At 50.4% G+C, this 23,683-nt stretch carries 24 protein-coding genes and 1 pseudogene; 17 read left to right on the plus strand and 8 right to left on the minus strand.

What is annotated here, in order from left to right:
- Positions 1–135 precede the first annotated feature (135 nt).
- Positions 136–969, plus strand: a complete 834-nt coding sequence (locus tag ACNQKP_RS06685; RefSeq protein ID WP_011165687.1) for a flagellin — start codon at positions 136–138, stop codon at positions 967–969.
- Positions 970–1,018: 49 nt separating this feature from the next.
- Here the strand turns inward: ACNQKP_RS06685 and ACNQKP_RS06690 are convergent, their stop codons facing one another.
- The 3 genes from ACNQKP_RS06690 to ACNQKP_RS06700 form a co-directional block, all read right to left on the minus strand.
- Positions 1,019–2,464, minus strand: a complete 1,446-nt coding sequence (locus tag ACNQKP_RS06690; protein WP_417863664.1) for a methyl-accepting chemotaxis protein — start codon at positions 2,462–2,464, stop codon at positions 1,019–1,021.
- Between the two features lie 234 nt (positions 2,465–2,698).
- Positions 2,699–3,193 (minus strand): hypothetical protein, encoded by a 495-nt coding sequence (locus ACNQKP_RS06695; RefSeq protein ID WP_417863666.1) that lies wholly within the window; start codon positions 3,191–3,193, stop codon positions 2,699–2,701.
- Positions 3,194–3,263: 70 nt separating this feature from the next.
- Complete coding sequence (locus ACNQKP_RS06700; protein ID WP_417863668.1) at positions 3,264–5,552, minus strand: ATP-dependent helicase; 2,289 nt, start codon at positions 5,550–5,552, stop codon at positions 3,264–3,266.
- 173 nt (positions 5,553–5,725) lie between these two features.
- Between ACNQKP_RS06700 and ACNQKP_RS06705 the strand changes: the two genes are divergently transcribed.
- The gene (locus tag ACNQKP_RS06705; RefSeq protein WP_417863669.1) at positions 5,726–7,063 is read left to right on the plus strand and encodes a hypothetical protein; all 1,338 of its coding nucleotides are present in this window, start codon (positions 5,726–5,728) and stop codon (positions 7,061–7,063) included.
- On the plus strand, positions 7,064–7,663 hold the full coding sequence (locus ACNQKP_RS06710) for a hypothetical protein (protein ID WP_417863671.1): 600 nt from the start codon (positions 7,064–7,066) through the stop codon (positions 7,661–7,663). It begins immediately after the preceding gene.
- A gap of 61 nt (positions 7,664–7,724) precedes the next feature.
- Here the strand turns inward: ACNQKP_RS06710 and ACNQKP_RS06715 are convergent, their stop codons facing one another.
- Positions 7,725–8,534, minus strand: coding sequence for an SPOR domain-containing protein (locus ACNQKP_RS06715; RefSeq protein WP_417863672.1), 810 nt, complete (start codon positions 8,532–8,534; stop codon positions 7,725–7,727).
- Between the two features lie 133 nt (positions 8,535–8,667).
- Here ACNQKP_RS06715 and ACNQKP_RS06720 point away from each other — a divergent pair, with 133 nt between their 5' ends.
- Positions 8,668–9,519, plus strand: a complete 852-nt coding sequence (locus ACNQKP_RS06720) for an inositol monophosphatase family protein (protein WP_417863673.1) — start codon at positions 8,668–8,670, stop codon at positions 9,517–9,519.
- Here ACNQKP_RS06720 and ACNQKP_RS06725 read toward each other — a convergent pair.
- From ACNQKP_RS06725 to ACNQKP_RS06740, 4 genes are all read right to left on the minus strand, one after another.
- Positions 9,516–10,301, minus strand: coding sequence for a murein L,D-transpeptidase catalytic domain family protein (locus ACNQKP_RS06725; protein ID WP_417863674.1), 786 nt, complete (start codon positions 10,299–10,301; stop codon positions 9,516–9,518). The two genes, ACNQKP_RS06720 and ACNQKP_RS06725, sit on opposite strands and share 4 nt — an antisense overlap.
- A 106-nt stretch (positions 10,302–10,407) precedes the next feature.
- Positions 10,408–10,947, minus strand: a complete 540-nt coding sequence (locus ACNQKP_RS06730; RefSeq protein WP_417863676.1) for a hypothetical protein — start codon at positions 10,945–10,947, stop codon at positions 10,408–10,410.
- Positions 10,948–11,092: 145 nt separating this feature from the next.
- Entirely contained in the window at positions 11,093–11,389 is a 297-nt protein-coding gene (locus ACNQKP_RS06735; RefSeq protein ID WP_417863678.1) for a hypothetical protein, read from the minus strand.
- A gap of 32 nt (positions 11,390–11,421) precedes the next feature.
- Complete coding sequence (locus tag ACNQKP_RS06740) at positions 11,422–11,703, minus strand: CsbD family protein (protein ID WP_417863681.1); 282 nt, start codon at positions 11,701–11,703, stop codon at positions 11,422–11,424.
- Between the two features lie 224 nt (positions 11,704–11,927).
- Here ACNQKP_RS06740 and ACNQKP_RS06745 point away from each other — a divergent pair, with 224 nt between their 5' ends.
- From ACNQKP_RS06745 to ACNQKP_RS06805, 13 genes and pseudogenes are all read left to right on the plus strand, one after another.
- Positions 11,928–12,491, plus strand: a complete 564-nt coding sequence (locus tag ACNQKP_RS06745) for a flagellar basal body-associated FliL family protein (RefSeq protein ID WP_232469051.1) — start codon at positions 11,928–11,930, stop codon at positions 12,489–12,491.
- Positions 12,492–12,500: 9 nt separating this feature from the next.
- A complete protein-coding gene (gene fliM / locus ACNQKP_RS06750; RefSeq protein WP_015092335.1) occupies positions 12,501–13,502 on the plus strand; it encodes a flagellar motor switch protein FliM in 1,002 nt (333 codons plus the stop codon).
- A gap of 125 nt (positions 13,503–13,627) precedes the next feature.
- A pseudogene (fliN, locus tag ACNQKP_RS06755) lies at positions 13,628–13,879 on the plus strand (flagellar motor switch protein FliN); the annotation flags it as partial.
- 5 nt (positions 13,880–13,884) lie between these two features.
- A complete protein-coding gene (locus ACNQKP_RS06760) occupies positions 13,885–14,562 on the plus strand; it encodes a FliO/MopB family protein (RefSeq protein ID WP_417863683.1) in 678 nt (225 codons plus the stop codon).
- Positions 14,559–15,317, plus strand: a complete 759-nt coding sequence (gene fliP, locus ACNQKP_RS06765) for a flagellar type III secretion system pore protein FliP (RefSeq protein WP_011165671.1) — start codon at positions 14,559–14,561, stop codon at positions 15,315–15,317. The genes ACNQKP_RS06760 and fliP overlap by 4 nt, the downstream gene beginning before the upstream one ends.
- 8 nt (positions 15,318–15,325) lie before the next feature.
- Positions 15,326–15,598 carry a flagellar biosynthesis protein FliQ gene (gene fliQ / locus ACNQKP_RS06770; protein ID WP_011165670.1) on the plus strand — a complete coding sequence of 91 codons (273 nt, stop codon included), beginning with the start codon at positions 15,326–15,328 and terminating at the stop codon, positions 15,596–15,598.
- Positions 15,598–16,377, plus strand: a complete 780-nt coding sequence (gene fliR, locus ACNQKP_RS06775) for a flagellar biosynthetic protein FliR (protein WP_011165669.1) — start codon at positions 15,598–15,600, stop codon at positions 16,375–16,377. The genes fliQ and fliR overlap by 1 nt, the downstream gene beginning before the upstream one ends.
- Before the next feature lie 32 nt (positions 16,378–16,409).
- Positions 16,410–17,471 carry a flagellar biosynthesis protein FlhB gene (flhB, locus tag ACNQKP_RS06780; protein WP_417863685.1) on the plus strand — a complete coding sequence of 354 codons (1,062 nt, stop codon included), beginning with the start codon at positions 16,410–16,412 and terminating at the stop codon, positions 17,469–17,471.
- Entirely contained in the window at positions 17,471–19,570 is a 2,100-nt protein-coding gene (flhA, locus tag ACNQKP_RS06785; RefSeq protein ID WP_417863686.1) for a flagellar biosynthesis protein FlhA, read from the plus strand. Before flhB ends, flhA begins: the two co-directional genes overlap by 1 nt.
- Positions 19,560–20,993, plus strand: coding sequence for a flagellar biosynthesis protein FlhF (flhF, locus tag ACNQKP_RS06790; protein WP_417863688.1), 1,434 nt, complete (start codon positions 19,560–19,562; stop codon positions 20,991–20,993). The genes flhA and flhF overlap by 11 nt, the downstream gene beginning before the upstream one ends.
- Positions 20,990–21,820, plus strand: a complete 831-nt coding sequence (locus ACNQKP_RS06795; RefSeq protein WP_011165665.1) for a MinD/ParA family protein — start codon at positions 20,990–20,992, stop codon at positions 21,818–21,820. Before flhF ends, ACNQKP_RS06795 begins: the two co-directional genes overlap by 4 nt.
- Before the next feature lie 79 nt (positions 21,821–21,899).
- The gene (locus ACNQKP_RS06800) at positions 21,900–22,685 is read left to right on the plus strand and encodes a FliA/WhiG family RNA polymerase sigma factor (protein ID WP_041577976.1); all 786 of its coding nucleotides are present in this window, start codon (positions 21,900–21,902) and stop codon (positions 22,683–22,685) included.
- Between the two features lie 563 nt (positions 22,686–23,248).
- On the plus strand, positions 23,249–23,680 hold the full coding sequence (locus ACNQKP_RS06805) for a hypothetical protein (RefSeq protein WP_417863690.1): 432 nt from the start codon (positions 23,249–23,251) through the stop codon (positions 23,678–23,680).
- The last annotated feature ends 3 nt before the right edge of the window (positions 23,681–23,683 follow it).

Genomic DNA, 23,683 nt, shown 5'->3' on the forward strand with positions numbered 1-23,683 from the left:
TTCAATCCATAGTCTCGTGAAGTGCTTTCTGGATCACCCGAATAGTTCAGCAGAACACAACCGCAAACTCGGATGTAGGCGGTCAACTATTCAAGGAGGCTAAGCCATGGTTATGACGAAGTAGCGAGGAAATAGATGGGAATGAGAGTAACAACCAATATTGCAGCCCTGAACGCCCAAAGAAATCTGGCGGGTTCGCAAAGAATCGTAAATGATTCTATGGCCAAACTCGCTTCGGGCAGTCGAATAAACAAAGCGGCAGATGATGCTGCGGGCTTGGCGATCTCGGAAGGGTTGAAGGCACAGATTCGTTCTGCGGCTCAGGCTCAACGAAATGCCAACGATGGTATTTCGATGATCCAGACGGCAGAGGGTGGCCTGAATGAAGTCGGCAACATTATTGTGCGTCTGCGCGAACTGGCAATCCAGTCGGCCTCTGACACCGTCGGGGAAACCGAGCGCGGTATGCTCAATAAAGAGGTGACTCAGCTGACCAGCGAAATGCAGCGTATTGCCAAGTCCACGACTTGGGGTACGACCAAACTGCTGGATGGCTCTGCGCCGAAGTTTGATTTCCAAGTGGGTATCGGCAACGACGATTTCGCGGATCGCATCAGCTTTAATGCGGGCGAGCACGCGGCGACGCTGGATGCTCTGGGCTTGGAAGGACTGGATTTCTCTTCGAAAGAAGGGGCACAAACAGCATTGAAACGACTGGACGATGCGCAGACGAATGTCAGCGGCACCCGGGCTTATCTGGGAGCTTTGCAGAATCGACTGACATCGACCGTGGACAACCTGGGTGTGACTCAGGAAAACCTGTCCGCTGCCAACAGCCGTATCCGTGATACTGATGTTGCAACAGCATCCAGTGAAATGGTCAGAAATAATATTTTACTGCAGGCAGGAACTTCGATTCTGTCTCAGGCAAATCAAGCAAACCAGTTGGCGTTAAAGCTGATCGGTTAGCAAGTACTCCGTTAAGGGGGCCCTTTCCCGGGGCCCCTTTTTTTTGGTCTTAAGCGGCTCTGTGGCCCTCGATCAAGCCGCGTAAGTCAGAAATCAGCGAATCCACGGCCTCGGTTTTTTCATTCAATTCTTTGGCGATGGAGGAAACCTGTTCTGAAGCTTTGGTGTTGCTTTGTGATGTGGTGTCCAGGCTGACCAAGGCGCCGGAGACCTGCTGAATACCCAGACGCTGTTCTTCGCTGGAAGAAGCGATGTCCTGATTATAGGACGACACTTTTTCAATGTCTTTATGGATACGAGTCAGAACATCCTGGCTTTGGCCGGCCTTGGAGACCCCTTCTTCAATGTAGCTGGCACTTTTAGAGATCAATTCAGAGATCTCCTTGGCGGACACGGAACTTCTTTGCGCCAAAGATCGCACAGCTTCAGCCACCACCGCAAATCCACGACCTGCTTCCCCGGCGCGGGCGGCCTCCACTGCGGCGTTCAAGGCCAGAAGGTTGGTCTGGAAGGAAATGTCTTCAATGATATTGATGATGTCCTGCATTTTTTTGGAGCTGTCGCTGATCTTTTCCATCGAGCTCATCAGTTGTTTGATCGCGCCCGAACCGTCTTCGGCTGAAGTCTTGGAATCTTCAGAGGCGACCTTGGCCAGCAGAGCGCGTTCGCTGCTGATTTTCACGATGGATTCTATCTGACTGATCGAAGCCGTGCTGGCTTCCAGCATCGAAGAGGCTTTGCTTGCGCCGTTTTGCACGGTCATGCTGGTTTCAGAAAGATAGCTGGCGGCCTTATGCACTTCTTGTGAATTGTCTGCCAATGCATCACAAATCTGCTTTACAGTTCTTGCGATGGATGAGGAGGCAAAGAATGAAACCAGGCCCGCCAGAACGATGGAAACCGCGGCAAAGACCGTCACCCAAAAGCGCGCCTGCTCTTCAGCACTTGTGGCCATGTGGGCTGACTGATCGGCATACTGAATCTGATAGGTGGTTTCACGCAAAAGGGGCTCATAGATTTTCTGGGCTTTTCCGGGGCATACTTCGCGGATCAGGGAAACGACTTTATCTTCGTTTTCTTTGAAGTGCGCACTCATCGCCAGAACCTCACCACCAAAGGACTTGAATTCATTCCATCCGGCGATGAACTCTTTATAGCTGGCGCGATCTTTGGCGGCAGGATCAATCTTCTCGTAGGCCTCAATGTGTTTTTCCAGATTGATGATCTGTTCCTTGGATTTCTCGATGTAAATGTTCACTTCGTCCTGCGTGTTGCCCGCAAGTCCAATACTGCGAACATGGATTCGAAGCTCGCGAATTGCTGCGCGAAGGTCGGCAAGCTCTTTCAGAGAAGGCAGATTTTCGTGCGCAACGATGCCGTACTCGGCACTGACTTTATTTAGAAAGAAAAACCCCAAAGCGCCGCTGGTGGCTGCAAGCAGAGCAACAGACAGTCCCATCAAGGTCAGTTTTGCTTTTAAACTCCAAGTTTTCATAAACGCCCTTTGAAGAACAGATGTTAAAAAAAATTAACGACACTCTTTGATCGGAGCGGAGGGAGCAAACATAAGGGAAATAAAATAATGAGAGGAATCTTTGACGTTATGACTACGACTTTTGAGCGAGAAGGGGACGATTCCCCGAGACGGATTCGTTTTAAAATTCGGGGGCCAAACGAAAAAAAGCCCGGTCAGAGCCGGGCTTTTGGGGAATCGCGATAAATTCTTTAATTAGAAATTGAAAGAATAAACAGCGGATGTGAATGCAACAGAGGAAGACGTGTCTTCATCGAACCAGTTCCAAGCTTCAAAACGCTCAAGACCCAAGGCACCTGCGCCATTAGGAAGTTTGAACTGAGCACCGTAACGGAAGCTTGCGCCAACGACGGTTTTATCATCAGCGCCATCCATTTTGATCATGGAAATGCCGATACCTGGAGCCAGGAACGCAGAAACGTTCGAAGCTTCAACAAGTCTCAACATCGAGTGAGCACCGAAGCTTAGAACTTGAGGAATGCCTGCATCTTTCTTTTCAGTTTGCAGGAACAAGTAAGCACCCAATGCACCTTGAGCATCGTCAAATTCCAAGCGGCCACCGATGTTCAATGCAGAGCTGTTCATGCCCAGATTGATGCTGGCAGTTTTGCCGCCGTAGGAAGCAACGTTTCTAGCTGCGAAGGAAACAGAAGAGGATAGAAGACAAAGGACAACGACCAACTTTTTCATTAATTACTCCTTGTTAGTAACCCGAAGAATTTTGGCAGTTATCCTCATTTTAGCAACAAAAAAGCTATGACTACACGCGCTCCAAGCGGGCGTACTTCACAACGAATTTCTTCACAGTGTTATCTGTGAACATCACGCTGACCTTGAAATTTTCCCCGGTCCCTTCCGTTGCGTACACGGTGCCGACGCCAAACGTCGGGTGTCTGACGCGCATACCTTTGGAGAATGGCGCAGATCCCGACCCTTCGTTGTCGTAATCCGGGAAGTCTTGAGCATCATCGTAACTCTGTGAGCGAGCGCGATTGCGATCCGAGCTGGTGGCGCCCCATTTCGGTGTGCCGCCAAAGTCAGAGTCATAAGAGCTGGAGCCATAGCGGGCCATAAAGCGCGGCGCTTCGGCGGAGGTTTTAAAGTCGATCAGATTCTGCGGGATTTCCTTAATGAAGCGCGACGGAGGGTTGAACTGCTCCTGGCCCCACACGCGTCTCATTTTCGCATAGGTCAGCCACAGCTTCTGACGAGCGCGAGTCATGCCCACGTAAGCCAGGCGGCGTTCCTCCTCGACATCTTCTTCGCTGTCGCTTTCCGCGCTGCGAGCGCTTGGGAAAAGATTTTCTTCCAGGCCCACAACAAACACGTAAGGATATTCAAGACCCTTGGAGATGTGCAGGGTCATCATGGTGACCGAGTTCTGCTCCTGATCCAAAGAGTCCACGTCATTTACCAAGGCCATTTCTTCCAGGAAGCTGATCAGCGTGGATTCCTCGCCACGTTCCTGCACGAACTGGGCAATGGCGTTGTCCAGTTCCTCCAAGTTTTCAATGCGGGCCTGGGATTCCGGGGATTCATCTTTTTTCAAAGCCGCCAGATATTCGGTGCGATCCAAAACCACGGCAAAGAATTCCAGCAGTTTTAAATGCTGGGCGTTTTGCTGAAGGTCTTTCATCAGGTCGATAAAGCGACGGATCTTGCCCGTGGTGCCGGCGTTGAACAGGCGCTCTTCGCAGGCTTTTTCGGCCGCTTCGAACATGCTCAGGTTTTTATGAGCCGCGTATTCTTCGATTTTTTCAATCGTGGTTTTGCCAATACCGCGCGCCGGAACGTTGATGATGCGCTTTAAGGCGATATCATCCGCCGGGTTGATGGACAGCTTCATGTAGGAAATCATGTCCTTGATCTCCATGCGCTCATAGAAGCGCACGCCGCCAACCAGGCGGTACGGAATTCCCATGGTGCGCAGCTGTTCTTCCAGAACGCGCGACTGGGCATTGGTGCGATAGAAGATCGCATAGTCGTTGTAAGAGCCTTCACCCTCATTCATCATCGACTGAATGGTTTTCGCAACAAAGCGGCCTTCCTCGTATTCGTTCTTTTCCTCGCGCACGTGAATCAGATCACCCGGGTCGTTCGATGTGAAAAGAGTTTTGTCTTTGCGTTGCGAGTTGTTTTTGATTACGGCCGTGGCGCCATTGACGATGTTGGCGCTGGATCGGTAATTTTCTTCAAGCTTGATCACCTTCGCATCACGGAAGTCTTTTTCAAAATCCAGGATGTTTTTGATGTCGGCCCCACGCCAGCTGTAGATGGACTGATCCTCGTCACCCACTACGCACAAGTTGCGGTGAGCGGAAGCCAGCATCTGCACCAGAAGATACTGAATGTGATTGGTATCCTGATACTCGTCCACCATGATGTAACGGAACTTTTTCTGATACATCTGCAGAACATCAGGGTACATGCGGAACAGATCATAGGTTTTCAAAAGCAGATCATCGAAATCAAGGCTGTTGGCCTTTTTCATTTCGCGTTCATAGGCTTTGTAAACCTCAACGGTCTTTTGATCCATCAGACGCTTCGAGGATTTTTCCAAACCTTCCGGGGAAAGACCCATCATCTTGGCGCTGCTGATACGGCTTTGGAAATTCTTCGCCGGATACATCTTGTCGTTGATATCCAGCGCGGTCATGACTTTCTTGATCTGGCTGAGTTGATCGGAAGAATCATAGATTCCGAAGAAGGGCTTGTAATCCAGAAGAGTGATGTGCTGGCGCAGGACGCGAACGCAGAAGCTGTGGAAAGTATTGATCCAAAGCTGGGTGTGAACAATGGCGCCCATGTCTGATAGAATCTTGTAAATACGATGTTCCATCTCTTTGGCGGCCTTATTGGTAAAGGTCACACACAGGATTTCATCGGAAGCTGCGACCCCTTGGCCGATCATGTTGGCCATGCGGTGGGTGAGGACGCGGGTTTTGCCAGATCCAGCGCCGGCAAGGATAAGCAAAGGCCCTTCCAGGGTTTCGACGGCATCCTTCTGCGCGGGGTTCAGATTTTTCGTAACAAAATCAAGTACATCCATGGCGGCTTCCTTAATGTGCGTTTGCAGGGGCTGTCGAACTTCTGGTGAGACTGACAAAGTTTGTCTATCTCTAAGTTTTCATTGAGGTTTTCGCCATTTTCCACTATAACTATAACGCAATAAGTCAAGTGAGCGAGGAAACCCCTCCGTTTATAGAACTTAGAGAGGACTTTGTGAAGCGCGTTTTTAGCCGGATCACAGCAGCAATTCTAGTCACAGGCGCCCTGGGTGCTTGTGCTCCGCAGTCTGAGAGTGCTGATCAGTCCGGCAATGTCCGCGTACTGGCGCCACAGAACAACTCCAAGTCCGGTTATTCGCTCCAGACCGTGGAATTGCTGGGGATCGAGGATCTTCAGACTGTTTCCGGTAAATTCGTCCGTTTCTTCCTGAGCCCTCGTATTACTGACAATAAGCTTCACGGTCGACCTGCTGTGGCTCGTTTTATCAAGAATGGTTCGGGCGATTTCATACCTGCCAACGAAATGACTCAACAACTGGTCACTATCTATGCTCACACGCAGAAGCTGGCTTTGCTTGATGAAGAACTCGGGGCCGGTGGTGTTAACCAGTGGCCTCGTGATGTCGGCGTGGGTGTCAGAGTGAAAGGTTCTTCCGGAGCCAATAATGCATTCTATGACGGAGCCACGGACTCCATGCTGGTTGTGCCGTACACCCAAGATGGTCTGGCGATTGCGATCAACGCCGGAATTTTGGCGCATGAACATTTCCATTCTTTGTTCTTCAAACTGGTTCTGAAGGATGTTGTCGATGAAGACACGGGTGTTCACAGTCGTGAATCTTTCATGGATGATGCGGCCATCGTGCAAGAGGATCTGTCCGGTCGTGGCCGTCGCGAAAAACCGGTGCTGATCGGGGATGAACTGGATGAAGCCACGCTTTTGAAGTTCCACCGCCTGGCGATGATGCGCGGCCTGAATGAAGGCCTGGCTGATTTCTGGGGCTGGATGTACACCGGGAACCCTGATTTCATCGCCCAGTCCCTGCCAAGTCAGAAACGGGTTCGTTCCCTTGAGGTCGGTGATCTGTTTGGTATCTATGAGCTTCCGAATAAAACTGTCGTGCGCAATAACTTGGAGCTTTTCCATGCTTCCGGTGAACGCGCGAAGTTCCGCGACTATGTCACCGGTTATGCTTACACGGTGGGAACCCAGTTTTCCCGCGTGTTGAAAAAGTTCACGGACATCTATTCCAAAGAGCGCAGTCTTGAGGATCTGGCCGCTCGCAAAGAAGTGGCAAAGTTGGTCGTTAAGATGTTGCCGTCTTTAAAAGCCGAACTGGCTGAAAAGAAAGACACTTATTACACTCACGATCAGTTCGTACAAAGCTTCATTAAAGAGCTGGGCGAAATGAAAAAGAAAGAATGCGAGTTCCTTTCCGAGGTTTTGGAAACTTCTGCTGAGACTCCGATGGTCTATTCCTGCGTTGAAGAAACCGGCTGGGTGATCAAGTCTGCAACAGCCCCAAATCCTGAAGCTGGGGAAGTGAAGTAAATGAAATTCATCGCGGGTTTGTTGTTGTTCTTGTTGTCAGTGAGTGCTTTCGCGCAAGAGTCTCGCATGAAGATGCCCGCCGAAGGGCCGGTGTCCTTGCTGGCGGCCTATCCGTTCGGCTATGAAATGCGCTATGAACGCGGCAATTCCGGTGATCTGGAAGCCCGTCAGCCGCAGAACTTTTCCATCGGCTATCATCGCAACCGCTACAGCCTTCTGGTGGAGTACGCAAACTTCACGGACACCACCGGCAACAGTACCTCCAGCATCGAGCGCCGTCATCAGGATATGACCGTATGGGGCCGTTACAATGCCCTCAGCGGGAAAGAGGGCGGCATGCGCGGAGTGATCTATTTTGGCGCGGGTGTCGGAGGTTATGAAGAAGAGGTTATTACGCGATTTATGACGGACAGTCGTTCCGATAAAACCGGAATGAAAGTGATGGGTGGTCTATCCGCGGGCCTGGAGTTGTTTATCTTAAGCACCAGTCAGTTTGGTGTGACCGTGGGTATGGAAGGCCGAGCCTTGATGGGTTCTGATTTCGATCCGAATCCAACCCTGGGTGCTGTTCTGCGTGCGGGCCTGGTGGTTCCTCTATAAAAAAAGCCCCGTTCTTTCGAACGAGGCTTCCTTAGGAATTTAATTAAAAGCGGGTGAACAATTACTCAGTGATCTTTTGAACGATCGCAGAGCCGACTTTCGCTTTAGTCACAAGCTCTGTGCGGTAAGCTTGAGCTTCTTTCTGAGTCGCAAACTGGCCGACACTTACGCGGAACCAAGTTTTACCTTTGATGTTTGCCGGGATATAGAACGCGCTGTAACCTTTGTTTTTCAGGTCAGAAGCCATTCTCTGAGCTTCAGCTTCATCAGCATAAGACGCCACTTGCACAGTGAATTTGCCCACTGCGAATTGCGCCACATCTTTAGGAAGGGAAGAAGGCAGACGGTCCTCTTTCGCCGTTACTTTCTTTTCTGCTGCTTCCAAAGTTGTTGGAGCTTTGCCTGCCGCTACGTTTTTCGCAGCTTCAGAAGGTTCGTTGTGCTGGGTTACAGGAGTTTTGTCACCTTTGGTTGGATTTGGTTTGTGAGTCTCAACTTTAGGTTCTTTGGATTCAACTTTTGTTTCAGCGATTTCACCGTGGTGACCGGCAGGAGCCGCGTGTTCACCGTGAACTGGTGTGGCTTCATTTTCAGTTGTCGCAGGAGTGGTTTCGTCAGCCACGAATTCTTCAGCCAGTTTCGCGATCTCTTCATCAGTCATCGCGCCCACTTTGCCTTCAGAGGTCCCATGTTCAGAAACAGAAGCCACTTCACGCTCTTGGGTGTGAGAGGATTTTTGTGGTTCCAAAGCCGCCAGCTGATGTTGGTTGTCACTGTACTTCTTGCCTACAAATGTACCGATAGAGAAAGACAGCAAAGAAATAAAGAAAACTAAAGCTAGTTTCACCATCACATCCGTTTTAGAACTCATTTTTTCAATCCTCATAATTTTTAAACCCGCTTGAATGCTTAAGTTTCGGGCCCTTCCTTTGGCCCTGCAAACATGTTAGCGTTAATCCTCTGAACTGGTCAATCATCCAAGGGTCCTGCCCGAAGGGGAAAGCGTGGAAAACAGCGTAAAATCAAGGGATTGGAAGCAGGTCTTAAGTCAAGCCGAAGCCGCTGTGGGCTTGGGTCGCAAGGTGCTTCTCAATTATTTCGGTAACTTAGAGCACGTCGAGGAAAAGTTCCAGGCGGGCCTTGTCAGCGAAGCCGACAAAGAATCAGAAAGAGTCATTGCAGAGCATCTTAGGAAAAATTTTCCGGAAATCGAGTTCCTTGGCGAGGAAACCTTCGCGGCTTCTCACGGAACCGGGACAAAGGTCGCGTGGAGCAAAGCTGGCGCAAACGGGCGCTGGATCTTGGATCCACTGGATGGGACCACAAACTATGTGCATCGTTTTCCGATTTTCTGCATCAGCCTGGGTTTGGAAATTGACGGTCAGATTCAGGTCGCGGTGATTGATGTGCCGATGTTGAATGAAACATACACCGCGATTCGCGGGCAGGGTGCATTCGTTAATGGCAAGCCTTTGCGAGTCAGCAAGAACACCGAACTGAAGAAAGGCCTGCTGGCCACGGGTTTTGTGTCAGAGCATGAACACGTGATTTCTGAACAGCTAAGAATTTTTGACGACATGGTTCGCAAGTGCCGTGGTGTTCGCCGTCCTGGTGCTGCCGCTTATGATCTGGCGCAAGTGGCGCGCGGTGTGTTTGATGGTTATTGGGAACGCAACATTCAGCCGTGGGATGCTGCTGCAGGTATTCTTCTTGTCGAGGAAGCTGGCGGCGTTGTGCAGACTTATCGTGGAGAAGCCTATACGCCGTACAAGAACTCAATCGTGGCCGGGAATGCTGATATGGTCACAGAAATTCAAAAGGTCCTTGTGCCTCGCCTGAGCGAAGGCACAGACTAGTTCTTTTTCTTCGTGGAAACCAGACGGCCCGATTGGGCCTCATCCACCAAAGCCGGGTGGTAGTGATAAATCACGCTGCCACCTTTCAATAGCGGAATCAGCTTTTCAGCCATCGACAAGGACAGCGCCGGGCAACCCCAGCTTAAACCCAGGCGGCCGTAAGGCTGTCCGGTCTTCTTGTTGATGGAATTGATGAATTCTTCACCGACATACCAGGCTCCATGCACAACGATGTCACGGTTATAGGCCTGATCATTGGATCTTTGCAGGCCGTACATGCGCAGGGTTTTTCCGTAGGATCCCGTATACACTTCACCAGTCAGATAAATCCCCAATGACGTTTGGCGAGAATCTTTGGTGTTACTGAAGCGATAGGCATAGTTCCCGTCGCCGCTGCCGATACCGTGAGAGGTGTAGTATTTTTCAACCGCGCCATTGCGAAGGTTGATAAAATAAAAACGTCTTTGTGTGGAAGGCGCGGAATAGTCAACGATGACCACGTACTGTGGGCTGTTCAGGGTGACGTACTTGCTGCTGCGATTGCGTTTTTCTTCTTCGCAAGGCCGCACGCTGGCCGGGTCTTTGCCTTCACAGGTATAAGTGTCCTGCTGGAAGCTGCGTCCGCGGTTTTCATACATGAATTTACTGAGGCGATGGACCGCGTCGGCAGGAACGCCCTGAGAAATGATTTTACGATTGATGTTGTCCTGCTGGGCTGCAGAGGCAGAAAAGGCAGTGCAGAAAAGCGCTGTTCCCAGAATGAATGGCAAGGCATTTTTCATCAAGGTCCCCTTGTAAATAAGAGACCTTATAGTACGCCCTTTTCAGGAAAGAAACTGTCAGGATTTTTGACAGGTATAAAACACAAAAAGGGCGCTCTAAATACGTTTAATTCAAACGGATACGGAAAGAACCGAAGGTCACCGTTTCGGAGTACTCAATACCGTTGTCAGCTTTCACGTGCTTGCGGGTGCGGATAATAACATCCACGTCCTGAGGCACTTCTCTGGTTTTAAAGAAGGACACAGATTGCTCTTGCACTGCGCCTTGATTCAGGTGCTCAAGGTTCGTTTGCAGCAGAACTTCAGAGTATTTGTTCACTAGAAGCATTTCATAGTTGCTGTAAGTGACTTCTACGTTGGCGCCGTTGGGTGCAACATAGGATTCGTGCGTCGGAGCGGAGTCAAGAACCCATTGGGCATTTTGGCATTTCACCATAGCTACGCGCAGGGTGGTTTGTTGTTCTTCGTCGCTGGAAGAGGCGTTGATCAAAGACAACTGGACAACTTTGGCCTTTGCTTCCGGTGTGCCACGGGAAGAGTCGCAATAAGCAACAGAGCCATCGATAACCTTGTTCAAAGTGATGTCAGCGTGTGCCGCACCAGCAGCCAAAAGCATGGATAGGACAGAAAAAACCAGACGAGCCATGGATACCCCCTTAAAAGTGATCCTCTAAATACCACCAGGTGTATGTGCTTTTCAACAAAGGGATTGGCATCCGGGAAGAATTTTTACGCGCCATGGGGTGGATATCGGAAAGACAGGGGAGGAGTCGTGGCTCCTCCCTGAAGCCTCAATGGCTGAATTTGTTTTTGATTTCAGCGATTTTGTCTCCGACTTTGTCGCCCCATTTTTCCATGAAGCCTTTGACTTGGGTGTCATCAATGCCCACTGTGCTCATGGCCTGATGCACACGTTTGTCAGCCTCTTCTCTGGAGATTCCTGTTTTTGCAGAAACCAGAGTCACCAGTTCATCGGGATTTTTCATCGCTTTTTTTATTTCCTCGTCGGTCAGATTCAATCCGGCGAATTTCTGTTTCAGGGCGTTTGAGAAATCGCCAAATTTGCTTTCAAATAGCTGCTTGTCCATAACCTCTCCTTGCCTCGACCAGAGTCGGGGGCTTAGTGAGACAGCTTGTTTTTGATGTCGTCGATTTTTGAATTCACCTTGTCGGCAGCTGATTCTGTTTTATTTTCGAACTTTCTGTCGATGCTGGTCATGAATTCAGAAACTTGTTTTGACGCTTCTTCTTTGGAAAGTCCGATTTTCTGCTGTACCAATCCGCTGAGGGCCTCCATGTTGCCTTTGGTTTTCTGGATGTCATCATCGGTCAGGGCTCCCCATTTTTTGCGAAGCTCGCCTGATATTTCCTTGATTTTGCCTTGGAAGATATCTTTGTTCATAAGAACCTCCTTAGTCATTGTTGCTACCTTTATGGGGCTCCTGTTTGGCCAAATAGTCAAATTTTCGCGCCAAAACTTTGGCGCCTGTCATAGAATTACTACCCGGCAAACATTCACCACAGGGGCAAAAATTGCCCCAATTCAAATATGTTGGACCGCAGTCATTGGTCCTCGGCGAAGGTCCTGTTGGCATCCGTGTTGCTTTCAATCTTGATAGGACCACTATGTGGTCATTCATCATGGAGGATGAAGTGGCTGAAGAAAAAGCGGCAGCATCGGATGTATCGTCAGCTCCGAGCGGGGGATCTGGACAAAAGCCTATTCTACTTATTGCCTTGGCGGTCGTTAATATGCTCGTCGTTGCAGGTGTTGGATTCATGCTCTATTCCAATCGCAAAAAAGAGGCGGCAGAACCTAAAATTGAACAAGTGATCAAAGGCGAAGCAGAAGCTCAGCACAAAGAGGCCACTGAAGAAAAAGAGGTCATCGGCAAGGTCGTTCCTCTGGAGACCTTTATTGTGAATCTGGCGGGCTCCAAAGGCCGTAAAGTCGCAAAGGTGAACATGGAGCTGGAAGTGACCGGCAGCCACGTCATGGAAGAGCTGGAAAAGCGCAAAGCCCAGATCCGCGACATTATTATCATTATTCTATCCAGCAAGACCTACGAGGATGTTTCCTCCAGGGAAGGCAAAGACAGTCTTCGCAGTGAAATCAAGGACACCATCAATTCTTTCCTGGTCCAGGGGAAGATTTCCAACGTGTTCTTCACCGAGTTTATCTATAACTAAGGCAGGACTATGAATCAGGTTCTTTCACAAAGTGAAGTGGATGCTCTGTTAGCCGCGGTCTCTGACGGGGACGTGGGCTCGCCAGAGGCGTCCAAGCCCGAAGCGCAGAATGTCGGTAAAGTCGACGAGCGCAAGATCGTATCTTATGACCTTACCAGCCAGGACCGTATTATTCGTGGCCGCCTTCCGCAGTTGGAAGTTATCTACGAGAAATTCATGCGTGCCTTCCGCGTTTCTTTGTCATCAGCTCTGCGTAAAATCGCCTCCATCACGCTGACCTCCACTGAATTCCTGAAATTCGGGGAATTCATCAATACATTGCCAATGCCGACGTGCATGTCGGTGCTGCGTTTCGGAAACCTTCGTGGTTCCGCACTGTTCGTGATCGAAAGCAAGCTGGCTTACGCACTGGTTGACAGTTTCTTTGGCGGTGCAGACCGTCCTTATACAAAAATCGACGGCAAGGATTTCACCCCGATTGAGCTTTCCATTGTCCAAAAGGTGGTGGGACTGGCGATCAACGATATGGAAATGGCCTGGGCCTCCATTGAAAAGATCGGCTGTTCTTTTGTTCGTACCGAGGTGAACCCGCAGTTCGTGGGTATCGTGCCTCCGACGGACGTGGTTATTGCCTCCACATTCGACGTGGAGCTTGAAAACGCGACGGGCACGATCTCCATCGTGATTCCTTACGCGACGATCGAGCCGATCAAACAAAAACTGCAGACCGGTTTCCAGGTTGAGACCGATCAGACAGACAAAAAGCTTTGGACTGCGATCATCCAGGAACAGCTTCTGGAAACAGATATGGAGATCAAAGTGAACCTGGGCGAAACCGAGATCAAGCTGAAGGATCTTATGAACCTGAAAGTCGGCGATGTGATTCCGCTGGATCAGGATGCCTCGGGTGAATTCGACGTGGCGGTCGAAGGTGTCAGAAAGTTTAAAGGTTATTACGGAATACATCATGGAACCGTGGCTGTGCAAGTGACCAGACCGGTGGAAAAGTAGGGGGATGAATGAGCGACGATACATTGGATAATCTGGCGGATCAGCTGGTGGCGGAAGCTGCTGGTATGGCTGAATCCAGCGGAAGAAAAGCTTCCAGCGAGATGCCAACACATAAAGACAGAAACCTGAGCCTGATCCTCGACATCCCTTTGAAAGTGTCTGTGGAGCTGGGCCGCACCAAAATGCCGGTCAGCGAGCTGCTGAACCTGACTCAAGGTTCCGTGATCGAACTGAGCAAACTGGCGGGCGAGCCTATGGAAGTTTATGTGAACGACAAGTTGATCGCCCGCGGTGAAGCCGTGGTGGTGAACGAAAAGTTCGGCGTGCGTTTGACGGATATTATTTCACCTGCTGAGCGCGTAGAGCAGCTCAGATAAGAGGTATGAAGATGCGTTGGTTGCTTTCTTTGATCTTTGTAGTTTCAGTTTCGGCTCAGGCGGAAGAAACGTCCCCGGCGACGGCAGTGGCGTCTGAATCCCAGGAGCTTTCCGCGGCCGCGACAGCAGAGCCCAAGGATGTCACTAAAAATGACAACCGCAAAGAGTCCGAGATTCTTCTGAATCTGGAATCCAACAAGAAAGCAGCCTCTGAGGGCGGCGGCGTTTTCCGTATTCTGTTCACCCTGTCCATGCTGGGTGTTGTGGGTACGGGCGCGTTCTTCTTCCTGCGCAAGTATAAAGTTCCCAAAGCGATGAAACATCAGACTCAGATCAAGGTTTTGCAGCAGCATTACCTGGGTCCGAAGAAAAGTCTGGCAATCGTGCGTGTGGCGGGCGAATCCATCCTGATCGGCGTGACGGATCATAACATCTCCATGATCAAGTCCCTGTCCCTTTTGGATGACGAAGTGCCTGAAGAAGCACCACAAAGCTTCGGCAAAGTTCTGGGTCAGTCCAATTCCAAAAATGTCGACTTTGACGACGCAGCGGCTGACGAGGAAGCTCCGGCTCCGCGCAACAAGCGCAGTGCTAAGGATCTGGATCTGGACGAGGAATTTGCGATCAGTGGAATCAAGGATATCGTTTCCAAACGTCTTAAAGGCATGAGGTCTTTTCAGTGATCAGAAATAAATGGGCTCTTTGGAGTCTGCTTCTTTTGCCTCTGGTATTCTTCTTCGGTTCCAGTGCGTTTGCCCAAGTGACATTGCCAACAATGAACCTGGGTTTCAAGACAACCGACAACCCGAATGAGGTTGTGAACGCGGTGAAATTGATCATGGTCATGACGGTGCTGACTTTGGCGCCGGCGATCCTGATCATGATGACCGGTTTCACCCGTATTATTATTGTGCTGTCCTTCCTGCGTCAGGCGATGGGTGTGCAGCAGATGCCACCGAACCAGCTTTTGGTTGGTCTGGCTTTGTTTTTGACTTTCTTTGTGATGCAGCCGGCGTTCAATGAAATGAACACCAACGGCATCCAGCCTTATATGGCCGGCACGATTTCCCAGGATCAGGCGATTGAAAGAACATTCGCACCTCTGCGCAAGTTCATGTTCAATCAGACCCGTGATTCGGATCTGGCTTTGTTCATAAAACTTTCCAAAGTTGAAAAACCAAAAACCCGTGCCGATGTTCCGACAATGGTTTTGGTTCCGGCCTTTGTGGTGTCCGAATTGAAAACGGCCTTCCAGATCGGCTTTATCATCTTCCTGCCATTCCTGGTGATCGACATTGTCGCAGCCAGCGTTCTGATGGCGATGGGTATGATGATGCTTCCTCCAGTTGTGATTTCGTTGCCCTTTAAGATCATGCTCTTTGTCCTGGTGGATGGATGGGGTTTGCTCATCGGTTCCATGGTCAAGAGTTTCGGGTGAGGTGAAAAATGACAGATGAATTGGTAATCAGACTGGGACAGGACGCTCTTCGCACGACAGCCATGCTGGCGGCGCCACTTTTGATCAGCACGCTGGTTGTGGGTTTGGCAGTCAGTATCTTCCAGGCTCTGACTCAGATCAATGAGGCGACGTTGACCTTCATTCCAAAGATGATTGTGGTGGCGGCGGTGTTCGTTCTGGCCGGGCCATGGATGATGGACGTGATGAGCTCTTACACTGTGAATCTTTTTGAAAATATTGCCGTGATGGTGAGGGAATAGTGCTGAACTGGAGTGCGATGACCGAGGCTCAGATTCTGCTGTTTGCGCTGGTTCTGCTGCGCATGCTGGCGTATGTGATCTCTTCCGCGGTTTTTGGCTCTCCGTTGGTGAATACGCCGGTTAAGATCCTGCTTTCCCTGGTATTGAGCATGGTGCTTTACCCGGTGGTTAAAGTCGGCAACGTGGACTACCTCGTAATTTCCAATGAAATCATTGGCTTGGCCGTCCGGGAATTGATTGTCGGATTGGCGCTGGGTTTTTTAACCCGGTTGTTCTTCTTTGTGGTCAGTATGACAGGGGATCTGGTTTCCATGAGCGTGGGTCTGAGCGCGGCTCAGCTTTATAACCCGATGATGGGTTCCCAGGGTGGGGTGATCGAGCAGTTCTATTCTGCCATGGCGACTTTGGTGTTTTTGGCCATCAACGGCCATCACATGCTGATCAGTGCGATCGCGCAAAGCTATGAGCTTGTGCCGGTCAGTTCTTTGGCTTTGAACTTTGGGCCGTTTGCCGAAATCGCCGTATTCGGGCAAGTGGCATTTGTGATGGCGATCAAGATGTGTGCCCCGGTTCTGGTGGCGATCCTGATTGTCAATCTGGCGATGGGTATTCTGGGAAGAGCGGTGCCCCAGATCAACGTCCTGGTAACAAGTATGCCAGTGACGATCATGCTGGGTATGGCAGTGGTGTTTATCTGCCTTCCGCTTTTGATTATGGAAATGAATGGGGTTGTTGAAATCACAGCTAGCAAACTGTTTGATGTGATGAAACACTTATAGGGTAAGGCTTTTAAGTTCTAGGAAGGAACGAGATGGCTGAAGATAACGGCGAAAAGTCCGAAGAAGCAACGGACGCGAGACGGGAAGAATTCCGGAAGCGCGGAAATGTTGCACATACAAAGGAGCTGGCGTCCGCAGTAATGTTACTTGCGGCGGCTGGTGGCGTGTATGCTTTGGGCCGTTTCTTCTTCAAGGAAATGTACGAGGTTTTCCAGCACTCTTTCGGCGACGACATGGTCAAAATGGTGCGTGAAGGAAACTTCACTGAAGCCGCTCAGTACTGCGGTGTGAAGGTCATGATCCTGATTGCTCCGGTTCTGCTGTTTGCAGGTATCATCGGCGCGGCTTCCTCGATTGTGCAAATCGGCTTCCTGCAAGTCGAAGACGCTGTTTCCCCTAATTTTGAAAAAGTAAATCCGGTTGAAGGCTTCAAACGCATCTTCAGCCTGCGCGCCGTTGTGGAAGCGTTGAAATCCATCCTGAAAATGGGCGCGGTGGCGATGGTTCTTTATTTCCTGCTGCGCAGTGAAGTGACACAAGTCCCATACATGCTGACGTACTCCATCGACCAGATCATCGCCTACATCGGGGTGATCGTGGTGAAGCTGCTGGGTGGTGTTGGCGCGGTGATGCTGGTGATTGCCGGTGCTGACTATTTCTATCAGCGTTTTGATCTTGAAAAGAAAATGATGATGACCAAACAAGAGGTCAAGGAAGAACACAAGCAGCGCGAGGGTGATCCGATGATCAAATCGCGCATTCGCCGTATTCAGCGTGAAATGGCGAGCAAGCGCATGATGTCCGAGATTCCGAAGGCGGACGTTGTCATCACGAATCCGACCCACATCGCGGTGGTTCTGAAGTACTCGGACAATCTGCCGGCGCCGCAAATCGTGGCGATGGGTGCGGATCACGTGGCGGAGAAGATCAAGGAAATCGCGCGCGAAAACAATGTGCCTATCGTGGAAAATAAACCACTGGCGCGCACGATCTTCAAGACATTGAAAATTGGACAGGTTATTCCCCGGGAGCTCTTCGTGGCTGTGGCCGAAGTGCTTTCATACGTTTACCGTTTGCGTAGGAAGAAAAGATAATGGATCAGTTGTTTCAGTTCTTAAAACGATTTGACAAGATCACCAAGAACACGGATTTGTTCATTGCCGTGGGCTTGCTTGCCGTCCTGGCCGTGATGATCATCCCGCTTCCGCCGATGATGCTGGACTTGGCACTGACGTTCTCGCTGGCAATCAGCATCCTGATCCTGCTGGTAAGTATCTATACTGACAGAGCGCTGGACTTCACCTCCTTCCCGTCCTTGTTGCTGATGACGACTTTGTTCCGTCTGGCCCTGAACGTGGCAACAACCCGTTTGATCCTGACCCATGGTCACGAGGGTGAACAAGCGGCCGGTCACGTGATCGCGTCTTTTGCGAACTTCGTGGTCGGCGGAAACTATGTAATCGGTTTTGTGATGTTCCTGATCCTGATGATCATCAACTTTATGGTTATCACCAAGGGTTCCGGGCGCGTGGCGGAAGTTGCAGCTCGATTCACCTTGGATGCAATGCCTGGTAAACAGATGTCCATCGATGCAGAGCTGAACTCCGGTCATATCACTGAAGCCGAAGCGCGCAAGCGCCGTAAGCAAGTGGAAGGTGAAGCGGACTTCTATGGTGCGATGGACGGTGCCTCGAAGTTCGTACGCGGTGATGCCATCGCCGGTATCATCATCACTTTGATCAACGTTATCGGTGGTTTGGGCATCGGTGTGATCCAGAAAGGTCTGGATGTCGGCACGGCTGCGAAATACTACACCATGCTGACGATCGGTGACGGTCTGTTGTCCCAGATTCCTGCGCTTGTGATCTCTACCGCTGCCGGTATCATCGTGACCCGTACTTCCAATTCTGACAAAGACGTCGGTGAAGAGGTGACTGGTCAGTTGTTCGTGAAGCCTCGTGCTGTGATGATTTCCGGTGCAGTATTGGTCCTGATGGGTCTGGTGCCGGGTCTTCCGACCTTGCCGTTCCTGTTTATGGGTGGTGTTCTTTGTGCTACGGCCTGGATCATTAAGAAAGCCCGTGCTGAACAGGCCGAAGCAGCAAAAAAGCAATCCGACGCGGCTTTGTCTGCGCCGAAAAAAGAAAACATCGAAACGATGCTTCCGCTGGACATGGTCGAGCTGGAAGTGGGTTATGGTCTTATCAATATTGTTGAATCCGATCATAGCGGCGATCTGCTGGAGCGTATCGTCAGTATCCGCAAGCAGTTTGCTTTGGATCTGGGGATCGTGGTTCCAAGTATCCACATTCGCGACAACCTGCAGTTGGCCCCGGGTGAATACCGTCTGATGATCAAGGGCAACCGCGTGGGTGGTGGCACCCTTCGTCCGGAAGCACTTCTGGCGATGGATCCGGGCAACGTGGCCGAGCGTATCGAGGGGATTCCGACCAAAGAACCGGCGTTTGGCCTGGATGCTTTGTGGATTTCGCCTGTGCGTAAAGAAGACGCTGAAATTGCCGGTTACACGGTGGTGGATCTGCCGACTGTTATGGCAACTCATCTTACAGAAATTATCCGCACCCATGCGCATGAACTTTTGGGTCGTCAGGAAGCCTCCACTCTTATTGAGAACTTCAAAAAGTCTCATCCAAAAGTGGTTGAAGAGCTTATTCCGGATCTGCTGCCACTGGGATCTGTGGTTCGCGTGCTTCAGAACCTGTTGAAAGAACAGGTTTCTATCCGTGATCTTCTGACGATATTTGAAACTTTGGCCGACGATGCTCCTCGTACAAAAGACATCGAGGTTCTGACCGAACAGGTTCGTCGCGGACTGGCTCGCGGTATCACCGCGAAATACACAACGGATATGGGCAATATCCCGGTGATGACATTGCACCCGCACATTGAAGAGCTGATTGCCAATTCCCTGCTGCAGACAGAGCAAGGGGTTCAGCTGGTTATGGATCCGACGACGGCCCATCGTCTGATCAACGAAATCGCGCGGACGGTGGAACACCATCCGGAAGTGGCCGGTCAGCCGATCCTGCTGACCAGCCCGACATCGCGTCGTCATTTGTACAAGTTAACGTCCCGCTTTATCCCGCAGCTTGTGGTGCTTTCGCACAATGAGTTGTCTTCGGATGCGGATGTGAAATCGGTTGCACTCGTGGAGATGAGCCATGCAGGTTAAGAAATTTGAAGCGCGTACCATGAAAGAAGCCCTCGAGATGGTCAAGACCCAGCTGGGTCCTGATGCCATCATTCTGTCGGCTCGTGACAACAACAAGAGCTTCGGCCTTGTCGGGGAAGGCAGCGTGGAAATCACCGCAGCCGTCTCTGAGGAAACCCTGCAGAAAAAGAAATTCGCTGAATCCCGCCTGCGCGAGCAGGATCGTGTCAGATTCAACAACAGCACGGCTCGTCAGCAAAAAGAGCTGATCCACAAAATGGTTGAAAAGCATGTGCAAAAGAACACGGCACCAGCTCCGATCACTCAGCGTCGTTATATCGACATTGAAGACGAATCTGAAACTCGCGTTCGCAATGCCGCTCAAAGAGCTTTGAATGCCTTCCAGGAGCAGGATGAAATCTTCTCTCGCGGTGGTGCGGCGGCTCCACGCAAAGCTGCAGCTCCGGCACCGGCACCTGTAAAAGCGGTTCCAGCGGCAAGACCGGTGGTGGCAGTGGAAAGCCCGGAGGTGATTGCATTGAAAAATGAAATCGCCAGTCTGAAGCAGGTTATCACGCAGTTCCAGCAGATGCCTCAGACGTTCACGGGTTCTCACCCGGGTGCTGACTATGGCATCAACTATGACCTGAGCTTTGTCTTTGAAAAGCTCACTAAAGCGGGCATGGCGCCGGAAATCGCGGCAGAGATCCTGACAACGGCTCAGGAAACTCTTCCGGCATTGAAATTGAAAAATAAGTCCCTGGTTGAAGCCTATGTGGCCCGCCATGTTTTGGACAACACCAAGATTGCCCAGAACCCAACGCAGGGGAAAATCCACTGCTTTGTTGGCCCTGCGGGCAGCGGTAAGACTTCGGCATTGATCAAAATGGCCAGCCAGATGGTGGTGCGTGAAGGCAAGAAGATTGCCTTGTTCACAACCGACACTTTCAAAGTGGGCGCGGCTGATCAGATGAAGATTTATGCGCAGATTCTGAATGTACCATTCTCGGTGATCCGCACTCAGAATGACTGGACAAATCTGATGCGCTATCTGGCGAATGTGGATTGTGTGCTTGTGGATTACACGGGCCTGAGCCTTAAGAGCAACGAAGAAATTCATATGCTGAAAAGCCTGCTGCCACCGGCGGCATTGAATCCGAACATTCATTTGACGTTGTCGACCAACGCCAAAGACGGTGATGCGACGGAGCTGGGTCGCAGATATTCTGTTCTGGGCTATAAAGATGTGATCTTCACCTCTTTGGATGAATCCACCCAGCATGGAACAATTTACAACTTTATGAAGCGCTTTGATGTGCCATTGCATTCCTTTGGTATCGGACCGCGTGTTCCCGAGGACTTTGAATTCGCAACCAAAGAGCGTCTTTTGGATCTGATTTTCAGAATCACTAAATTTAAACAACAGGACTCTGAAGCTGTATGAGAAACATGAACTCTTTTGATATGCAGCGCACACGCACCATCAGCATCACCTCCGGCAAAGGCGGGGTCGGGAAGACCACACTGGTGGCGAACCTTGCTCTGTCCCTGGCGCAAAAAGGAAAGAAAGTGCTGATCTTGGACGGGGACCTGGGGATGGCCAACGTGGACATTCTTTTTGGGGTTCGTCCTACCGGAAACATGCATGACATTATCGCCGGTCGCAAAGAGATGCGCGACATCCTGATGGAAGTGTCCAAGGACGTCTTCCTGATTCCGGGTGGCAGTGGTGTGGTTGAGTTCAATCATCTGAATCACTTCGAACGAAGAGCCATGGTGGAAGCCGTCAGTGCTTTACCGCTGGGCTTTGACTATCTGCTGATTGATACCGCTCCGGGGATTGCTGAAAATGTGTTGTTCCTGAACTCGGCTGCGCAGACGGTGTCGGTGGTGATCACGCCGGATCCGGCCAGTTTCGCGGATGCTTATGCGCTGATCAAGGTTCTGCACAAGCAGTACAAGGTCAATCACTTCTCTATTATTTGCAATCAAGTGCGTGATGAACAGGAAGGACTGGGACTTTACCAGCGCTTCAACGATGTGGTGAACAAGTTCCTCTACATTGGTCTGGATTATTGGGGCTCGGTTCCCAATGATGTGGTTCTGCGAAAAGCAAACCAGATGCAGCGTCTCATTGTGAGACAAGATATCGGTGCTGAATCTTCCAAAGCGATTCGTCAAATTTGTAATCAGGTGGAGAAATCCTCCAAACAAATTGAGATCACCGGTGGCATGCAGATGTTCTGGGATCAGGTCGTGGGGAGCGCTTAGGTCCAACTCCACAGTTATGTGAGAATTGGACTTTTAGGGCACGGACCTGTTTGATAACATAGACTTCAAGAGGGAAAATATGGGGAAAAACGCGGCATTGTTGAAGAAGTACAAGGAAGAGCCACGCAAGCTCGCTCCGACGCAAAAAGATGACCTTATCAGAGAATATGCTCCGCTAATTAAGTTCATCGCTCAGAAAATTGCGGTACGACTTCCCTCCAATATCGAACTGGATGACCTTATTTCTGCAGGTGTCATCGGTCTGATGGATGCGATTGAAAAGTACGACTCCACTCGTGACAATAAATTCAAAACCTACGCCGAATTCCGCATCCGTGGAGCGATACTGGATGAACTTCGTGCACAGGACTGGGTTCCCCGCTCAATCCGTGACAAAGCCAAGCTCCTGGATAAAACCATGGTGCAATTGGAAGCTGATCTTGGTCGTACTCCCTCCGACGAAGAAGTGGCTAAGGCCCTTAATGTAAATATTGATGAATTCCACGATCTGGTGAATCAGGTTCGCCCGGTCAGTTTGTTGCCAATCGATCAGGCGACAAGCTTCAGCAATACCGACAAGAAATCCATCATGGATATTCTTGAAGGTTCCCGCACTAACAGCCCTTTCAATCAATTGAATGTTAAAAACATCAAGGAAGTTGTGGCTCAGGCGATCGAAGAACTGCCTGAAAGACAACGTCTGGTTCTGTCTTTGTATTATTACGAAGACCTGAACCTTAAAGAGATCGGTCAGGTTCTGCGCGTGACAGAGTCCCGCGTGTCCCAATTGCATGCTCAAGCCGTAGCCCGTCTGCGCGCGAAACTGGCAGCAACCATCGGTGCCGGCGAACTCGAAATCGCCTGACAAACGGCAGGTGGAAATTAGAGATTCGAAATTAGAAAAATATTTGAGAACTCCCGGAGAGAAATCCCGGGAGTTTTTTTGTTATAGGGCACATCATAAGGTGGCAGGGTCTTTGCTTAAGGGTTCTTTATAAGCATGAATGCTTATCACAACCACAAGGAGGATACCGTGGGAACAGAAAGAACAAACAGGCCACAACAGGGTGATTTGAACAAAGACAGATCTCAAAGAGAAGAGAGCAGCCGTTCGGAAAGAGAGCGCTCTTCCGAGAGAGGTTCTCAGACATCCCAAAGACCTCAACAAGATAGATCCGACAGAAGAAACAGCAGATAGCCGTTCTCCTTTTGTCTTCGAGCGAGAAGGGGCCTTCCTTAAAACGGAAGGTCCTTTTTTGTTTTCAGATCTTTGTCCTCAAACCGGGGGCAGAGTGCCCTCTGGTCCGGGGCGGGATGTCCCATGAGGGCTGACAGCAGACGCGCCTTTTTATGAAATTCCCACCATTGAAGAGATTCATTTTGCGCCGCCATCGCGATGGGAATGAAATGGATTTTAAGGAGGTGCTTATGAAAATCTTAACAGGTCTTTTTCTGGGTCTTCTCCTCGCTTCACCCGTTTTGGCTTACGAGGACTTCAGCGAGAGCGATATCAATGAAGTGTATGTGATCAACGTGACAGACGACACGACAACGTTGGACCGGGATTATTATTATAATTTCGGACGTGTGCGTTTGTTTGACGATAAACGGGCGACGTTCTATCTGCGTAACAACAGCGGATTCCCAATGTACATAAATGACTTTGATATGAACGGGGACTATGCCTTTGATTACTCTGAGAACTGCCCTCAGATCCTTTTCCGCGGTCAGCAGTGCCGTATCCGTGTGTTCTTTGAACCACGCAGCCTGGGGCTGCACCGGGCGGAATTGGAGATCGAACTAACCCCGCAAGAGGATGTCGTCCTGAATCTGCGCGGGCGTGGAGTGTTGAACTATTAAAAG

The organism is Bdellovibrio bacteriovorus (genome assembly GCF_048286975.1).
Taxonomy (GTDB): domain Bacteria; phylum Bdellovibrionota; class Bdellovibrionia; order Bdellovibrionales; family Bdellovibrionaceae; genus Bdellovibrio; species Bdellovibrio bacteriovorus_H.

What these genes read in the sequence shown, in the direction of transcription:
- ACNQKP_RS06685 (WP_011165687.1), top strand. Translation starts at nt 136, where the DNA reads ATGGGAATGAGAGTAACAACCAATATTGCAGCCCTGAACGCCCAAAGA.
- ACNQKP_RS06690 (WP_417863664.1), bottom strand. Translation starts at nt 2,464, where the DNA reads ATGAAAACTTGGAGTTTAAAAGCAAAACTGACCTTGATGGGACTGTCT.
- ACNQKP_RS06695 (WP_417863666.1), bottom strand. Translation starts at nt 3,193, where the DNA reads ATGAAAAAGTTGGTCGTTGTCCTTTGTCTTCTATCCTCTTCTGTTTCC.
- ACNQKP_RS06700 (WP_417863668.1), bottom strand. Translation starts at nt 5,552, where the DNA reads ATGGATGTACTTGATTTTGTTACGAAAAATCTGAACCCCGCGCAGAAG.
- ACNQKP_RS06710 (WP_417863671.1), top strand. Translation starts at nt 7,064, where the DNA reads ATGAAATTCATCGCGGGTTTGTTGTTGTTCTTGTTGTCAGTGAGTGCT.
- ACNQKP_RS06715 (WP_417863672.1), bottom strand. Translation starts at nt 8,534, where the DNA reads ATGAGTTCTAAAACGGATGTGATGGTGAAACTAGCTTTAGTTTTCTTT.
- ACNQKP_RS06725 (WP_417863674.1), bottom strand. Translation starts at nt 10,301, where the DNA reads ATGAAAAATGCCTTGCCATTCATTCTGGGAACAGCGCTTTTCTGCACT.
- ACNQKP_RS06730 (WP_417863676.1), bottom strand. Translation starts at nt 10,947, where the DNA reads ATGGCTCGTCTGGTTTTTTCTGTCCTATCCATGCTTTTGGCTGCTGGT.
- ACNQKP_RS06735 (WP_417863678.1), bottom strand. Translation starts at nt 11,389, where the DNA reads ATGGACAAGCAGCTATTTGAAAGCAAATTTGGCGATTTCTCAAACGCC.
- ACNQKP_RS06740 (WP_417863681.1), bottom strand. Translation starts at nt 11,703, where the DNA reads ATGAACAAAGATATCTTCCAAGGCAAAATCAAGGAAATATCAGGCGAG.
- ACNQKP_RS06745 (WP_232469051.1), top strand. Translation starts at nt 11,928, where the DNA reads ATGTGGTCATTCATCATGGAGGATGAAGTGGCTGAAGAAAAAGCGGCA.
- fliM (WP_015092335.1), top strand. Translation starts at nt 12,501, where the DNA reads ATGAATCAGGTTCTTTCACAAAGTGAAGTGGATGCTCTGTTAGCCGCG.
- ACNQKP_RS06760 (WP_417863683.1), top strand. Translation starts at nt 13,885, where the DNA reads ATGAAGATGCGTTGGTTGCTTTCTTTGATCTTTGTAGTTTCAGTTTCG.
- fliQ (WP_011165670.1), top strand. Translation starts at nt 15,326, where the DNA reads ATGACAGATGAATTGGTAATCAGACTGGGACAGGACGCTCTTCGCACG.
- flhB (WP_417863685.1), top strand. Translation starts at nt 16,410, where the DNA reads ATGGCTGAAGATAACGGCGAAAAGTCCGAAGAAGCAACGGACGCGAGA.
- flhA (WP_417863686.1), top strand. Translation starts at nt 17,471, where the DNA reads ATGGATCAGTTGTTTCAGTTCTTAAAACGATTTGACAAGATCACCAAG.
- flhF (WP_417863688.1), top strand. Translation starts at nt 19,560, where the DNA reads ATGCAGGTTAAGAAATTTGAAGCGCGTACCATGAAAGAAGCCCTCGAG.
- ACNQKP_RS06795 (WP_011165665.1), top strand. Translation starts at nt 20,990, where the DNA reads ATGAGAAACATGAACTCTTTTGATATGCAGCGCACACGCACCATCAGC.
- ACNQKP_RS06800 (WP_041577976.1), top strand. Translation starts at nt 21,900, where the DNA reads ATGGGGAAAAACGCGGCATTGTTGAAGAAGTACAAGGAAGAGCCACGC.
- ACNQKP_RS06805 (WP_417863690.1), top strand. Translation starts at nt 23,249, where the DNA reads ATGAAAATCTTAACAGGTCTTTTTCTGGGTCTTCTCCTCGCTTCACCC.